Raw genomic sequence first — 14,520 nt, 5'->3', positions numbered from 1 at the left:
GCGGGGGGCACAAATTATGAAGGCTGCGTGTCGTTACCCTGGACCCCCGCGTTCGCGGGGGAACAGTAAGGGTGTTGGACCGCCGCTCCACCACGACGCCACCCCGGCGGAGGCCGGGGCCCAGTTGGAAAGGTGGTCATAACGGAGCGCTGCCCTTCGTTAGCAATGTTCCCCAACTGGGCCCCGGCCTTCGCCGGGGTGGCGGCTTGGGGGGAGGCGAGGCTCACAAATCCGGCAGCACCTGATCCGCCACACCCCATCCCGCCAGCGCCCGCGAACCAGCCCGCGCGATCAACTCGGGGCCATCTTTCACACCCCAGCGCGCGGCAGTCTCGATGTCGCGCAACTCGGTCCACGACACCGGTGCCGCCACCGGCGCCCCCGCTCGCGCCCTCGCCGAATACGGCATCACCGCGGTCGCGCCGCGCTGGTTGCGGAGCCAGTCGATAAAGATCCGCCCCTTGCGCTTGGCCTTCGCCATCGTCGCGACGAAGCGCTCGGGCTCCGCCCCCGCCATCGCCCGCGCGAACCGGTCCGCGAAGTCCTTGACCGCCGGCCATTCGGCGTCAGGCGTGAGCGGCACGACGACATGCACGCCCTTGCCTCCCGACAGCATCGGAAAACTGACCAGCCCCAGTTCGGCCAACTGATTCTTCAGATGCTCGGCGGCCTTCTTGGTGTCGCCGAAGTCGAGCCCCTCGTCGGGATCGAGATCGAACACCAGGCGGTCGGGCTTCTCCAAGGTCGCGTTCGACGAGCCCCATCCGTGGAACTCGATCGTTCCCATCTGCACGCACGCGACCAGTCCGTCCGCGTCGTCGACATACAGATAGTCCTCGGTCGAGCCGTCCTTTTCGCGGATCGGCACCTGGTGGACCGCGTCGCCGAAGCTGCCGGCGTCGTGTTTCTGGAAGAAGCACGCGCGCGAGCGGCCCTGGGGGCAGCGGACGAGGCTGATCGGGCGGTTGGCGGCGAACGGCAGCATGATGCCGGACACCGCGACGTAATAATCGGCGAGATCGCCCTTGGTGACGTCCGACTTGTCGAAGATCACGCGGTCGCGGCTGCTGACCTTTATGCTGGTTTCCGGTGCGGCACTCTCGGCTACGTCCGGCAGCGGGGCGGGGGTTTCGGCGACGACGTCCTTCGCCGCCTTGTCCTCGCGCAGGCCGATGAAACTCGAATGCCGAAGCACGCCGTCGGGGGTGACTTCGGCAAACGCGACCTCGGCGACCAGTTTCGGCGTCACCCACTTCGCGCCGCGCACCGCCGCTTTCGGCGCATCGACCGTCGGCGTTTTGCGGTCGAGCGCGTCAAGCTTGTCGCGGATTTCGTCCATGAGCGCCTGGTCGAACCCGGTGCCGACTTTCCCCGCATACCTGAAGCCTTTGCCCTCGCGGACGCCGAGCAGCAGCGACTTGAACCCGCGCTTCTTGTCGGACGGCAGCCAGCCGACGATCACGAATTCCTGGCGGTGCGTGCATTTGACCTTGAGCCACGCCTTGGTGCGCTTGCCGGCATAGGGCGCGTCGGCGCGTTTCGAGACGATGCCCTCCAGGCCCTCGCGGCACATCGTCTCGAACAGTTGCTCGCCCGCGCCGATGACGTGGTCGGAGTAGCGGAGGCGGTCCTCGTCGTCGGGGATCAGCGGTTGGAGGCGCGCCTTTCGGTCGAGGTTCGACAGGGAGGTCAGGTCTTCGCCGTCGAGTGCGAGCAGGTCGAACGCGAACAGCGTCATGTCGCCGCCGGCGGAGATCGCGTCCTTCAGTGTCGAGAAATCGGGGTGGCCGTCCTTGAACGCTACGATCTCACCGTCGATCAGCGCGGACTTCACCGGGAGCTTGGCGGCGGCTTCGGCAATCGCGGCGAACTTGGTGGTCCAGTCGAGGCCGGTGCGGGTGAAGACCTTTGCCTTGCCGTTGGCGATGGAGATAAGCGCGCGGTAGCCGTCGTATTTTACCTCGTGGAGCCAGGCGGAGCCGGTGGGGACGGCGTCGACGAGGGTGCAGAGTTGGAGGTCCCTGAAATCCTCCCCGGCACGGGGAGGGGGACCGCCGCGTGCTTTCGCGGGGGTGGAGGGGGGGCTGCCCCGAACGTTACGCTTGCCAGTAGCGGTACTCTTGCGGCCCGCCCCCTCCACCAGCTTCGCTGGTCCCCCTCCCCGTGCCGGGGAGAATTTGCCCTCTTCGATCTCTACCATCGTGCGGCCGGTCGAGACGCTGGTGAGGGCTTCCTCGACCAATGTGTCCGTACCGCCCGCCGCGGCATCATCGATCTTGCGCAGGAGCCAGTTTTCGCGCTTCTCCTTCGCGCGGGGCTTAAGGCGGATCAGCAGCCATTCGCCCTTCATCCGCTCGCCATCGAGGACGAAGTGGAGGTGGCCCTTGTCGAGATCCTTCGCCGACTTGCCCTTGATCGGCGACCATGTGCCGCGGTCCCACAGCATCACCGTGCCGCCGCCATATTCTGACGGAGGGATCGTGCCTTCGAAGGTGGCGTAGCTGAGCGGGTGATCCTCGGTGCGGACGGCGAGGCGTTTTTCGTTGGGGTCGAGGCTGGGGCCGCGGGTGACCGCCCAGCTTTTGAGGACGCCGTCGATTTCGAGGCGGAAATCCCAGTGGAGGCGGGTGGCGTCGTGCTTCTGGACCATGAAGCTGTTGCCGTGGCCGGGGGCCAGCGTGCCGGCGGGTTCGGCGGTCTTGGTGAAGTTCCGCTTGGAATTATAGAGGGCTAGGGGATCGTCGACCATCTTTCACCCCTCCCTGGAAGAGAGGGGCCGGGGGTGGGTCGGCCGGTTGGCGGGCGAGACGCTGGTTCGGTGGGCGACCCACCCCCAACCCCTCCCTTCCAGGGAGGGGAGTTCAAGCACGCTTCTTCGCCGGCGCGCGTTTCGCAGGCGCCTTCTTCGCCGGCGTTTTCTCCTCCGCAGCCTTGGCCGGCTCCTTCGCTGCCATCGACTTCTTCAACGCCGCCATCAGGTCGACGACGTTCGAGCCACTCTTACCACCCGTGTCCTTGTCCTCGATGATCTTCTTCCCGTTCGCCTTGCGCTTGCGTTCGATCAGGTCCTTCAGCGCGTCGACGTAGCGATCGTGGAATTCCTGCGGGTGGAAGTCGGCGCTGCGCTTCTCGATCAGGGCCTCGGCGAGTTCGAGCAGTTCCTCGGACGGCTTGTCGTCGGGGATTTCGCGGAAATAGCCTTGCGCCTTGTGCACCTCGTCGGCGTAGCGGAGCGTCTCCAGCACCATGCCGCGCCCGCACGGCTTAAGGCTCACGACATATTCCCGGCCGCGCATCGCGAGCTGGCCGAGGCCCACTTTCTTCGTGCGTTTCAACGCCTCGCGCAGGACGATGAACGCTTCCTCCGCGAGGTCGTCCGCGGGCACCACGAAGTATGGCTTCTCGTAATAGAGCACGTCGATCTCGCTCGCGTCGACGAACTGGGTCAGCTCCAGCGTTTTCTTCGATTCGAGCTTCACTGCGTCGATCTCGTCCTGCTCCAGCAGCACGTATTCGCCCTTCGAGACCTCATAGCCCTTCATGATCTCGTCGGCGTCGACCGGGCCCACGCCGGTGACGACCTTGTCGTAATGGATCGGCTGGCCGGAGGGCTCGTGGATCTGCTTGAACGACACCGCAGCGCCGGACTTGGTCGCGGAATAGATTTCGACCGGGATCGAGACCAAGGCCAGTCGGATCTGTCCCTGCCAATACGCGCGCGCTGCCACCTTGCGTGTTCCTTCGTTGCGGAAACGATTCGATTACCTGGATCAATCCTCGGCGAGGTAGAGTCGTTCCAAAGTTTCGTTCCGGGCCAAATCCGGCTATGGCGCGCGGCATGTCAGACGATCCCTTCACGCTGTTCGATAGCTGGTACGCCGAAGCCAAGGAGTCCGAGCCGAACGACCCGAACGCGGTCGCGCTCGCGACGGCCAATGCCGAGGGGCGGCCTTCGGTTCGGATGGTGTTGCTGAAGGGCCATGGGCCGGACGGTTTCGTGATCTATACCAACCGCGAAAGCCGGAAGGCGGGCGATCTCGGCGCCAACCCGCACGGTGCGCTGCTGTTCCACTGGAAGTCGCTGCGTCGCCAGGTCCGGATCGAGGGGCCGGTGACGCACGCGACGGACGCCGAGTCGGACGCCTATTTCGCCTCGCGCGGTCGTGATTCGCGGATCGGTGCCTGGGCGTCGGAGCAGTCGCGCCCGCTAGACAGTCGCGAGACGTTCGAGCGTCGCGTCGCAGAGATGACCGCGAAGTTCGAGGGGCAGGACGTGCCGCGGCCGCCGCATTGGGGTGGCTACCGGATCGTACCGACCCAAATCGAGTTCTGGCAGGATCGCGCGCATCGTCTGCATGAGCGTCGGCTGTTCACACGCCGGGACGGCGACTGGAGCGAGGGGCTGCTGTTCCCATGACGCAGGACGAACGCCGCAAGTTCATCCCGTTGGCGACGCGCGCGGCGCTCGCCAGCGTTGCGATGGCGTGTTTCCTGCTGTTGCTGAAGGGCTTTGCGGCATGGTCGACGGGGTCGGTGGCGATGCTCGGGTCGCTTGCGGATACCGCGCTCGACCTGCTCGCGTCGCTGGTGACGCTGTACGGCGTGCGGCTGGCGGCGACGCCGGCGGATCACGACCACCGCTTCGGGCACGGCAAGGCGGAGGCACTCGCCGCGCTGTTCCAGGTCATGCTCATCACCGCGTCGGCGGTCGGCATCGCCTGGCGCGCGATCCTGGCGTTCAGCGATCCGCAGCCGACCACCGGCGCGGAGTTCGGCATCGGCGTGTCGATCATCGCGATCGTCGCGACAGTGTTCCTGCTCGCCTATCAGCGCAAGATCATCCGCCAGACAGGATCGGTCGCGATCCTCGCCGACAACGTCCATTACCAGTCCGACGTGCTGCTCAACGGCTCGGTGATCGTCGCGCTGGTGCTCGATCAATATGTCGGGTGGAGCGGGGCGGATCCGATCTTCGGCATCGTCATCGCGCTGTGGCTTGCATGGGGTGCATTCCAGGCATCGTCGAACGCGATCGACCAGTTGATGGACAAGGAATGGCCGGAGGATTTGCGGTCGCAGTTCCTCGACGTCGCGGCGCGCCAGCCCGGCATCCGCGGCATCCATGATTTCCGCACGCGCCGTTCGGGCAGCCACGATTTCGCGCAGTTCCACATGGAGGTCGCGCGCGACCTGACGGTGGCCAACGCGCACGACATCGTCGAGGCGGTCGAGCGAAACTTGCGCACCGCGTTCCCCAAGGTCGAGGTGCTGATCCATCTCGATCCAGAAGGGCATGTCGACACCGACAATCCGCCTGGTCGAGGCGGACGTGACGCCGCATTGGTTTGGGAAACGCATATGAGAATACCGTTCGCGCAGATCGATGCGTTCGCCGACACGCCGTTCGGCGGCAACCAGGCGGCGGTGATGCCGCTGTCGGCGTGGCTCGACGACGCGGTGCTGCTGAACATCGCGCAGGAGAACAACCTGAGCGAGACGGCGTTCATCGTCGCGTCCGATGAGGAAGGCGTGGATTTCGACCTGCGCTGGTTCACGCCGGGGGCGGAGGTTGCGCTGTGCGGCCATGCGACGCTGGCGAGCGGGCATTTCGTGCTGTCGTCGGACACCGCGCTCAACCGGGTGCGGTTCCGGACGCGGCAGGCGGGGATGCTCGAGGTCGCGCGGGCGGACAGCGGGTACACGCTGGAACTGCCGGCGTGGGGTCCGAGCCCGAAGGCGATGCCGGAGATCGTCACGGCGTTGAACATCGCCGAGCCGGTCGAGACATTGTGGCACGAGAAGGGCTATGCGCTCGTGGTCGTCGACGATGAGGCGATTGTCCGGGACCTGAAGCCCGACTTCGTCGCATTGGCGAAATTCCCGATCGTCGCGATCGTCGCGGCGCGCGGGGCGGCTACGGACATCGTGAGCCGGGTGTTCACGCCCTATTATGCGATCGCCGAGGATCCGGTGACGGGGTCGGCGCATGCTGTGATGGTGCCGTATTGGGCGCCGACCCTGGGGAACAGTTTCACGGCGTATCAGGCGAGCGCGCGGGGCGGGAAGCTGACGTGTCGTCTCGAGGGGGATCGAGTCGTGTTGGGCGGCGCGTGCGTGACGACGATCGAGGGCACGTTCCTGCTGCCTTGACGATCAGGTTCTGAGTGAAACTGATCCCGGCTAATATCTTCCCCCATCCCTGGAAGGGAGGGGCCGGGGGTGGGTCGGCCACTTGGCGAGCGTGACACCCGCCCCAAACCAACCCACCCCAACCCCTCCCTTTCAGGGAGGGGGGCTAATACAGCTACCGCTTCCGCCCTTTGGTCATCGGGTCGGGCTTCTTGGGTTTCACCCAGCCCGGCGGCGGGGTCATGCGTTGCTGGCTCGTCCCGAGGCCCATCGCGCCGGGCTGTTGCCGCGTTAGTCCGGCCGTGTCCACGACCTCGCCACCACCTCGCAACACGCTGATCTGATCGCGCAGCCGACCCGCGGTCTCGAAGTCCATCGCGGCGGCGGCGGCTTCCATCTGGCGGCGTAGGTCTTCGATATCCATGCCGCCCCAACGCACCAGACCCGCAAAGGGCGCGCGTCAGGCGGCTACGAGTGCCGCCTCGGTGTCCGCGATCCAGCCACCGCCAAGCACGCGCTCGCCGGCATACAGCACCGCCGCCTGACCCGGCGCCACGCCGTATTCCGGCGCGTCGAACACTACGCGGTCGCCGACCAGACGGGCAGGGACGGGCTTGGCCATCGACCGAACCTTGGCGGTCAGCGGCCCGGCGAAGTCGCCGCCGAGCCAGTTGATATCGGTCATCCGTGCCGCCTCTACTGCGAGCGCGCGGCGGGGACCCACGACGACTCGCTTCGTCTCGGGCTCGACGCGGACGACGTAGAGCGGCTCGGGGCTGCCCCCGATCTCCAGTCCGCGGCGCTGGCCGACGGTGAAGTGGATCAGCCCGCGATGCTCGCCGAGCTTCGCGCCGCCGAGATCGACGATGTCGCCTGCCGTCTCCGCCGCTTCGGGGCGCAGTTTCTTGACGAGCCCTGCATAATCGCCATCGGGGACGAAGCAGATGTCCTGGCTGTCCGGCTTGGCCGCGACGCCGAGCCCCAATTCTGCGGCGATCTCGCGCACGCGAGCCTTGGGCAGGCCACCCAAGGGAAAGCGCAGGTAATCGAGTTGCGCCTGCGTGGTCGCGAACAGGAAATAGCTCTGGTCGCGTGCGGGATCGGCGCCACGGTGGAGTTCGGCACCGTTCGCACCCTCGACCCGACGGACATAATGTCCGGTCGCGAGGCAATCCGCGCCGAGATCGCGCGCGAGCTTCAGCAGGTCGGTGAACTTCGGCCCCATGTTGCACTGGACGCAGGGGATCGGCGTGCGGCCGGCGAGATATTCGTCGGCGAACTTGTCGACGACCTGCTCGCGAAAGCTGGTCTCGTGATCGAACACGTAATGCGCGATCCCGAGTCGGTCGCATACCGCGCGCGCATCGCGGATGTCGCGACCGGCGCAGCACGAGCCTGCGCGGCCGACCGCCTCGCCGTGATCGTAGAGCTGCAACGTCACGCCGATCGTCTCGGCGCCGGTGGCATGCGCGAGCGCGGCGACGACCGAGCTGTCGACTCCGCCCGACATCGCCACGACGATGCGCTTTCCGGCCATGCCTGTACCGGCATTGGCCCCGAGCTGAAAATCGGTCTGATCCATGGGGCGCTACATAAGCGCGGAGGCACCACGTTGCAAAAAGATGCGTCGATTAACCTCGATCAGGCCGAAGCGAGTGAAAAATGCGACCGAGGCAGGCCGGAACATGACAAATCGACCGCTTCGCGCCGGTTGCTTTACCCGGTCTTCATCCCCTTGGCCTAGACAGGGGTTTCCGAGAACGAAGCGAGTATCCCGTTGGACCTGAGTTTTCCCCGTTTCGATCGCGACGCAGAGGTCACCGTTCTGCCGGGGGACCTGGCCGTCCTGATCGTCGGTATCGCTGCCCGACAGGCCGCGAGCCCGACAGCGGCGGTGCAGGCGGGATTCGCGCGCAGCACGATCGATCCGAAGCTGTTCGCGCCGCTCCATGGTGCGTTCAATGGGACGATGGCCGCGACGTTGGCCCGTTGGAAGGAGGAATGAAGATGCTGTTTACCGCAGCGTTTCAGCCGATCTTCAGAACCTGCGATTATGGGTCGAACGCGCATATCGAGAGGGGGCCACCCGCCCCGATCAGAGGTTTCAAATGATCGAGAGCCAGAAAACGCATCCCGGCAAGGTCATCGGGCCCTTGGGCGAACAACTGACGCTGGACAGCCTGCCGCCGCCGAGCACCACGCGCTGGGTCGTGCGGCGCAAGGCCGAAGTGGTCGCCGCGGTGAATGGCGGACTGCTGAGCGTCGACGATGTCTGCGCGCGCTATGGCCTGACGGTCGAGGAATTCGCAAGCTGGCAGCGTGCGATCGATCGGTCGGGCATGCCCGGACTGCGGGTTACGCGGATTCAGCACTACAAGTCGTTGTACGAGCGCCAACAAAAGTATTGATCGGCAAAACTCAAAACGCGAGCGGAACAAAAAACGCCGCTCGCACGTCTTTCCGCCATCGCCCGGATACGGGTTCAACGGAGGGAAAATATCATGGGTCTCATTCTTTGGCTGATCATCGGCGGCGTCATCGGCTGGATCGCTAGCATGATCATGCGCACCGACGCGCAGCAGGGCATCTTCCTGAACATTGTCGTCGGCATCGTCGGCGCGTTCATCGGTGGCCTGATCCTGTCGGGTGGTTCGATCAACAACCAGCCGCTCACGCTGACCTCGTTCATCGTGTCGCTGCTGGGTGCGATCATCCTGCTCGCGATCGTGAACCTCGTGCGTCGCGGTAGCGTTCGCTAAGAGTTCGCTTCGTCACGCGAAGTCGAAGAAGGGCCGTCCGGGCAACCGGGCGGTCCTTTTTTTGTGTGTAGGGTTTGAGCGAACATCGGGGGTCTCCCCTCCCTGGGAGGGAGGGGTCGGGGGTGGGTCGGTTTCATTTGTCGGAACGGTCGCGGCACAAGCGAGCCTACCCACCCCCAGCCCCTCCCTTCCAGGGAGGGGAGCAGTCGGAGGTCAGTTCAGCAGGAAACGTACCGACAGCGTCACCGTCACGTCTTTCTCACCCGGTGCGATCTGGGTGCTGTCCTTCGCCATTGCCCCGCGCGCCATCATGAACATCGGCTGTGGCGAACCGCCCGTATCCTGGCCCGATTCGGTGATCGAGACGATCCGTGACACGCGCAGCCCCGCCGCCTTGGCGTAGAGATCCGCGCGACGCTTCGCCTGTGCGATCGCATCGGTCCGTGCCTCGTCGAGCGCCGCGTCGGGTTTGTCGATCGACAGGTTCGGCCCGTCGATCTGGTTCGCACCCTGCGCCACCAGGGCATCCAGGATCGTCCCCGACTTTGCGACGTCGCGGAAGCGGATCGAGACGGTGTTGGTGGCCTGATAGCCGGTTATTACCGGCGGCTGGTTCTCGGCATAGCGATATTGCGGGGCAAGCTGGACGTTCGAAGTGGCGACGTCGCGCGGTGCGACGCCTGCACGCTTGAGCGCCGCGAGAACCTTCGCCATCCGCTGTGCATTGTCGGAGAGCGCGGCCGCGGCGGTCGGCGACTGCGACACGACACCAGCGCGAATCGTGGCGAGATCCGGAACGCGCGTCGTGCGCCCCTCCGCGGTCACGTCCAGTACGGTCCCGGCGGCGGGCACCATCGGCTCGACGGTCGTCGGCGCGGTCTGGGCGTTGGCAGCGACGGCGGGCAAGCCGATCGCCACGGTGGCGAGGGCGCTCAAGAACGATGCTGTCTTCATTGTTTGTCTCCGGTAGGTCACGGCCTGCCTTTCGTCCTGCACAGGTCAACGCAAGCTGAACGGCATTGCGGATAGATCGGAATCGAAGCATGTCTGCGCGCCGCAATGGCCAAAGGGCTTGAGCGCGGTGACCTATTCATATAACACAGCGTGCGAATGGCGAAGCGGGTCGAGACAAGACCGGTCGGAATTGGGATTGTGACGCGCATGGATTACGAGACGAAGATGATCGGTAGCGAGAGCGAAGACCAGCTGGCGTTGCCGGACTATAGCGCGCCCTCGCATCGCCGCCGCAATATCATCATCCTTATTTTCGTCGTGCTGGCGATCGCGGTGGCGGTCTATGCCTTCAAGTCCGGCAAGAAGGACGTCGCGGCCGCGACGCCCGGCGCGCAATTGCCGACCGTGTCGGTGGTCGTGCCGGGCCGGCAGGCGGTCGACCGGACGATCTCGGCGACGGGCACGCTGGCGGCGCGACGCGAGATGCCGGTCGGCGTCGCGGGCGAGGGCGGGATGATCACGCGCGTGCTGGTCGAACCCGGCACCTGGGTTTCGGCGGGCCAGGTGCTCGCGACGGTCGACCGCTCGGTCCAGAACGAGACGGCGGCGTCGCTTGCCGCTTCGGTCAGCGTCGCGCGCTCTGACGAGACGATCGCGCAGGCCGAACTCGACCGTGCGAAGCAGCTCGTCGATCGCGGCTTCATCTCGAAGGCCGATCTCCAGCGCAAGGCGGCGACCCGCGATGCCGCGGCCGCGCGCGTGAAGGTGGCGCAGGCGACGCTCGGCGAGGCGCGTGCGCGCAACGGGCGGCTCGATATCCGCGCCCCTGCCGCGGGCCTCGTGCTGACCCGCGGCGTCGAGGCCGGCCAGATCGTCGGGCCATCGGCGGGCGTGCTGTTCCGCATGGCGATGGGCGGCCAGATGGAGATGCGCGCACAGTTGAGCGAAGCGGACCTGACCGGGCTGCATGTCGGGGCGCGCGCGACCGTCGTGCCGGTCGGCACCACGCAGGGCTATCCCGGCGAAGTATGGCAGGTCTCGCCCGTGATCGATCCGCAGACCCGCCAAGGCATCGCGCGCATCGCGGTAAAATACGATCCCGCCCTGCGCCCCGGCGGGTTCGCCGCGGCGACTATCGTCGGCGGCGTGACGCAGGCGCCGCTGCTTCCCGATGCCGCGCTGCAGAGCGACGAGAAGGGCAATTACGTCTATATCGTCGGACCGGGCGACAAGATCGTCCGGCGCAACGTGAAGATCGGCCAGGTCTCCGATGCCGGCGTGACGATCATCGGCGGCCTCGACGGTTCGGAGCGGGTCGTACAGTCCGCGGGTGGCTTCCTCGCCCCCGGACAGACGGTAAAGCCGATCACCAAGAAGGCGAGCTGAGCCCATGAACTTCCGCAACATCTCGGCCTGGTCGATCCGCAACCCGGTTCCGCCGATCGTCCTGTTCCTGGCCCTGATGCTTGCGGGCGTCGTCAGCTTCATGCGGATGGACGTCAACCGCGATCCCGACATCGATTTCCCGATCGCGATTGTCGTCGTCAACCAGCCCGGCGCCGCGCCGACCGAGATGGAAACGCAGGTCACGCAGCGCGTTGAGGCGGCGGTGCGCTCGCTCCAGGGCATCGACGAGATCAACTCGACCGTCACCGAAGGCAATTCGGAAACGGTGATCCAGCTCACCATCGGAACCCCGATCGACCGCGCAGTGAACGACGTGCGCGACGCGATCGCACAGATCCGCAGCGACCTGCCCGACGGCATCCTCGAGCCGCAGGTCTACCGCGCGAACACCAGCGGCAACGACGTCGCGAGCTTCGCGGCGATCACCACCGACATGACCGTCGAACAGCTCTCCTGGTACATCGACGACACCGTCACCAAGGAATTGCTGTCGATCCCCGGCATGGCGACGATCAGCCGCAACGGCGGCGTCAGCCGCGAGATTCGCGTGATCCTCGATCCGCTGAAGCTTCAGAGCCAGGGTCTGACCGCAAGCCAGGTCAATTTGCAGCTGCGTCAGGTCAATCTGAACGCGGCGGGCGGTCGTGCCGAGATCGCCGGGTCCGAACAGTCGATCCGCGTGCTCGGCAACGCGCGCAACGCGAGCGATCTCGGCCAGACGCAGATCAACGTGGGCAATGGCCGCACCGTCCGTCTTGCCGACATCGCGCAGGTCCGCGACCTCTATGCCGAGCAGCGCAGCCGTGCGACGGTCGACGGGCGCCAGGCGATCACCTTCGATTTCCAGCGGGCCAAGGGCGCGTCCGACGTCACCGTCTATCATCAGGCCGTCGACAAGCTGCGCGCGCTCGAAAAGCGCAATCCCTCGGTCAAGTTCGTCCAGCGCTACACCACCACCGAATATACCGAAGCGCAGTATGAAAGCGCGATCCATGCGATGATCGAGGGCGCGATCCTCGCCGTCATCGTCGTCTTCATCTTCCTGCGCGACTGGCGTGCGACTGCGATCTCCGCGCTGGCGATCCCGCTGTCGGCGATCCCGGCCTTCTGGTTCATGGACCTGCTCGGCTTCGACCTGAACGGCATGACGCTGCTCGCGCTCAGCCTGGTCGCGGGCGTGCTCGTCGATGATGCGATCGTCGAGATCGAGAACATCGTCCGCCACATGCGAATGGGCAAGTCCGCCTATCAGGCATCGATCGACGCCGCGGACGAGATCGGTCTCGCCGTGCTGGCGACGACGATGGCGATCGTCGCGGTGTTCATGCCGGTCGCGCTGATGCCGGGTATCGCAGGCCAGTTCTTCAAGAATTTCGGCCTGACGGTGGTCGCGGCCGTGCTGATGAGTCTTGCGGTCGCGCGTCTCGTGACGCCGATGATCGCCGCGTATTTCCTCAAGTCGTTCGGCCATGCCAGCCACGGCGAGGGCAAGATCATGGACTGGTACGTCCGCACGCTCCACTGGACGCTCGACAGCCGCAAGGCCGCGGCGTGGCGCGCGCGCGGCGGCATCCGGAAGATGTTCAACCGCGTGATGGATCACCGGATGTGGGCGATCGGCGCGGGCGTGGTCGCCTTCGCGCTGACGCTGTTCATGTTCACCGTCATCCCCTCGCAGTTCCAGCCGACCCGCGACGAGGATGATTCCACCGCCCAGATCGAGATGGTGCCCGGCACCACGCTGGCGCAGACCGATGCGGTGGTCGCGCGGGTCGGCGAGATCCTGAGCCAGCAACCCGAAGTCGCCACCGTCTATGCCCGCACGCGGGTCGGCAGCGGGATCGTGACCGCGAACCTGCGTCCCGATCGCAAGGAGAAGTCGGTCGATTTCGAGCGCCGGCTCGCACCGCAGATGACCGCGATCCCCGATGCACGCGTGTCGTTCCGCTCGCAGTCCGGCTGGGGCGGCAGCGGGCGTGACGTGACGATCGTCCTCGGCGGCAGCGATCCCGCCAAGCTGCAACAGGCGGCGGACAAGATCGTCGCCGAGATGGGGTCGCTGAAATCGCTGACCGCACCGCGCGTGTCGGGCGGCATGCAGCGCCCGGAAATCGTCATCCGCCCGCGCTTCGATCTCGCCGCCAATCTCGGCGTGACCACGCAGGCGCTGTCGTCGGCGATCCGGATCGCGACGCTCGGCGATATTGACCAGAACTCGGCGCGCTTCTCGCTCTCCGATCGCCAGATCCCGATCCGCGTCGCGCTCGACCAGTCGGCGCGGACCAGCCTGTCGACGATCCAGAACCTGCCCGTGTCGACCGCGTCGGGCGGCTCGGTGCCGCTCAATCTCGTCGCGGATATCGGCCTCGGCTCGGGCCCGACCAAGATCGACCGCGTCAACCAGCAGCGCCAGATCACGCTCGGCGCCGATCTTGCGCCCGGCGTCGTGATCTCGAACGCGATGAAGCAGGTTCATGCCCTGCCCGCGATGAAGAACCTGCCGGTCGGCGTCAGCGAACTCACGCTCGGCCAGAGCAAGTGGCAGGCCGAGATGATCACCAACTTCATCACCGCGGTGATCGCGGGCACCTTCCTCGTGTTCGCGGTGCTGGTGCTGCTGTACCGCCGCGTGCTGCCGCCGTTCGTCAACATGGGGTCGTTGCTGCTCGCGCCGCTGGGCGGGTTGCTTGCGCTGTGGGCGACCGGACAGCCGCTGTCGCTGCCGGTGTATATCGGCCTGCTGATGCTGCTCGGCATCGTCGCCAAGAACTCGATCCTGCTGATCGACTTCGCGCTCGACGAGATGAGCAAGGGCGTCGACGCCTTCACCGCGATCATCGATGCCGGGCACAAGCGTGCGCAGCCGATCGTGATGACCACGGTCGCGATGGTCGCCGGCATGGTGCCGACCGCGATGTCGCTCAGCGGCGATTCGTCGTCGCGCGCGCCGATGGGCACGGTCGTGATTGGCGGCCTCGCGCTGTCGACGCTGCTGACCCTGCTGATCATCCCCGCGGCGTTCAGCCTGGCGGTCGGGATCGAGCGCTATGTCGGGCCACGGCTGAGCCGTCGCCTGCTCACCTATCGTCCGGGCGACAATGGCGACGACGTGATCGGTATCGCCGGGCGCAATCCGGGGCCGTTGCTCGGGCCGGCGACCGGCAAGCTCGGGCACGGCGGCGAACGGGGTGACGGCACGCAACCCGCCGAGTGATCGACCTACGACACGCCCCCCTGCACGCGCGCATCCGAACCGCCGCAACGGCGTGAA

At 66.1% G+C, this 14,520-nt stretch carries 12 protein-coding genes and 1 pseudogene; 8 read left to right on the top strand and 5 right to left on the bottom strand.

The window, feature by feature from the left end; genetic code table 11:
* Positions 1-223: 223 nt before the first annotated feature.
* Both ligD and ku read right to left on the bottom strand, forming a co-directional pair.
* Positions 224-2,749, bottom strand: coding sequence for a DNA ligase D (ligD, locus tag QFZ54_RS11070; RefSeq protein ID WP_307087050.1), 2,526 nt, complete (start codon positions 2,747-2,749; stop codon positions 224-226).
* 112 nt (positions 2,750-2,861) lie between these two features.
* Complete coding sequence (ku, locus tag QFZ54_RS11065; protein WP_307087049.1) at positions 2,862-3,728, bottom strand: non-homologous end joining protein Ku; 867 nt, start codon at positions 3,726-3,728, stop codon at positions 2,862-2,864.
* Between the two features lie 110 nt (positions 3,729-3,838).
* On the opposite strand from ku, the gene pdxH reads away from it, so the two are divergent.
* From pdxH to QFZ54_RS11050, 3 genes and pseudogenes are all read left to right on the top strand, one after another.
* Complete coding sequence (gene pdxH / locus QFZ54_RS11060; RefSeq protein WP_307087048.1) at positions 3,839-4,417, top strand: pyridoxamine 5'-phosphate oxidase; 579 nt, start codon at positions 3,839-3,841, stop codon at positions 4,415-4,417.
* Positions 4,414-5,362: pseudogene (locus QFZ54_RS11055) on the top strand (cation diffusion facilitator family transporter). Before pdxH ends, QFZ54_RS11055 begins: the two are co-directional and overlap by 4 nt.
* Positions 5,359-6,150 (top strand): PhzF family phenazine biosynthesis protein, encoded by a 792-nt coding sequence (locus QFZ54_RS11050; protein WP_307087047.1) that lies wholly within the window; start codon positions 5,359-5,361, stop codon positions 6,148-6,150. The pseudogene QFZ54_RS11055 and the gene QFZ54_RS11050 overlap by 4 nt, the downstream one beginning before the upstream one ends.
* A gap of 154 nt (positions 6,151-6,304) precedes the next feature.
* Here QFZ54_RS11050 and QFZ54_RS11045 read toward each other — a convergent pair whose 3' ends face one another.
* Both QFZ54_RS11045 and mnmA read right to left on the bottom strand, forming a co-directional pair.
* Positions 6,305-6,553 (bottom strand): UvrB/UvrC motif-containing protein, encoded by a 249-nt coding sequence (locus tag QFZ54_RS11045; protein ID WP_307087046.1) that lies wholly within the window; start codon positions 6,551-6,553, stop codon positions 6,305-6,307.
* A 36-nt stretch (positions 6,554-6,589) separates the two neighbouring features.
* The gene (gene mnmA / locus QFZ54_RS11040) at positions 6,590-7,711 is read right to left on the bottom strand and encodes a tRNA 2-thiouridine(34) synthase MnmA (RefSeq protein ID WP_307087045.1); all 1,122 of its coding nucleotides are present in this window, start codon (positions 7,709-7,711) and stop codon (positions 6,590-6,592) included.
* A 195-nt stretch (positions 7,712-7,906) separates the two neighbouring features.
* On the opposite strand from mnmA, the gene QFZ54_RS11035 reads away from it, so the two are divergent.
* The 3 genes from QFZ54_RS11035 to QFZ54_RS11025 all read left to right on the top strand — a co-directional run bounded on the left by QFZ54_RS11035 (position 7,907) and on the right by QFZ54_RS11025 (position 8,888).
* Positions 7,907-8,134, top strand: a complete 228-nt coding sequence (locus QFZ54_RS11035) for a hypothetical protein (RefSeq protein ID WP_307087044.1) — start codon at positions 7,907-7,909, stop codon at positions 8,132-8,134.
* Between the two features lie 103 nt (positions 8,135-8,237).
* On the top strand, positions 8,238-8,537 hold the full coding sequence (gene sciP, locus QFZ54_RS11030) for a CtrA inhibitor SciP (protein WP_307087043.1): 300 nt from the start codon (positions 8,238-8,240) through the stop codon (positions 8,535-8,537).
* Between the two features lie 93 nt (positions 8,538-8,630).
* Positions 8,631-8,888 carry a GlsB/YeaQ/YmgE family stress response membrane protein gene (locus tag QFZ54_RS11025; RefSeq protein ID WP_307087042.1) on the top strand — a complete coding sequence of 86 codons (258 nt, stop codon included), beginning with the start codon at positions 8,631-8,633 and terminating at the stop codon, positions 8,886-8,888.
* A 213-nt stretch (positions 8,889-9,101) separates the two neighbouring features.
* On the opposite strand, the gene QFZ54_RS11020 is transcribed toward QFZ54_RS11025, so the two are convergent.
* Positions 9,102-9,842 carry an SIMPL domain-containing protein gene (locus QFZ54_RS11020; RefSeq protein WP_307087041.1) on the bottom strand — a complete coding sequence of 247 codons (741 nt, stop codon included), beginning with the start codon at positions 9,840-9,842 and terminating at the stop codon, positions 9,102-9,104.
* A 207-nt stretch (positions 9,843-10,049) separates the two neighbouring features.
* Between QFZ54_RS11020 and QFZ54_RS11015 the strand changes: the two genes are divergently transcribed.
* Together QFZ54_RS11015 and QFZ54_RS11010 are read left to right on the top strand one after the other, a co-directional pair.
* A complete protein-coding gene (locus QFZ54_RS11015; RefSeq protein WP_307087040.1) occupies positions 10,050-11,228 on the top strand; it encodes an efflux RND transporter periplasmic adaptor subunit in 1,179 nt (392 codons plus the stop codon).
* A gap of 4 nt (positions 11,229-11,232) precedes the next feature.
* Positions 11,233-14,463, top strand: a complete 3,231-nt coding sequence (locus QFZ54_RS11010; protein WP_307087039.1) for an efflux RND transporter permease subunit — start codon at positions 11,233-11,235, stop codon at positions 14,461-14,463.
* Positions 14,464-14,520: the final 57 nt, after the last annotated feature.

It is taken from the genome of Sphingomonas faeni (assembly GCF_030817315.1).
Lineage (GTDB): Bacteria > Pseudomonadota > Alphaproteobacteria > Sphingomonadales > Sphingomonadaceae > Sphingomonas > Sphingomonas faeni_C.
The sequence above is the reverse complement of the archived record's forward strand: the minus strand, read 5'-3'. Positions and strand labels throughout refer to the sequence as shown.

What these genes read in the sequence shown, in the direction of transcription:
- QFZ54_RS11025 (WP_307087042.1), top strand. Translation starts at nt 8,631, where the DNA reads ATGGGTCTCATTCTTTGGCTGATCATCGGCGGCGTCATCGGCTGGATC.
- QFZ54_RS11010 (WP_307087039.1), top strand. Translation starts at nt 11,233, where the DNA reads ATGAACTTCCGCAACATCTCGGCCTGGTCGATCCGCAACCCGGTTCCG.
- sciP (WP_307087043.1), top strand. Translation starts at nt 8,238, where the DNA reads ATGATCGAGAGCCAGAAAACGCATCCCGGCAAGGTCATCGGGCCCTTG.
- ligD (WP_307087050.1), bottom strand. Translation starts at nt 2,749, where the DNA reads ATGGTCGACGATCCCCTAGCCCTCTATAATTCCAAGCGGAACTTCACC.
- QFZ54_RS11015 (WP_307087040.1), top strand. Translation starts at nt 10,050, where the DNA reads ATGGATTACGAGACGAAGATGATCGGTAGCGAGAGCGAAGACCAGCTG.
- QFZ54_RS11045 (WP_307087046.1), bottom strand. Translation starts at nt 6,553, where the DNA reads ATGGATATCGAAGACCTACGCCGCCAGATGGAAGCCGCCGCCGCCGCG.
- mnmA (WP_307087045.1), bottom strand. Translation starts at nt 7,711, where the DNA reads ATGGATCAGACCGATTTTCAGCTCGGGGCCAATGCCGGTACAGGCATG.
- pdxH (WP_307087048.1), top strand. Translation starts at nt 3,839, where the DNA reads ATGTCAGACGATCCCTTCACGCTGTTCGATAGCTGGTACGCCGAAGCC.
- QFZ54_RS11020 (WP_307087041.1), bottom strand. Translation starts at nt 9,842, where the DNA reads ATGAAGACAGCATCGTTCTTGAGCGCCCTCGCCACCGTGGCGATCGGC.
- QFZ54_RS11050 (WP_307087047.1), top strand. Translation starts at nt 5,359, where the DNA reads ATGAGAATACCGTTCGCGCAGATCGATGCGTTCGCCGACACGCCGTTC.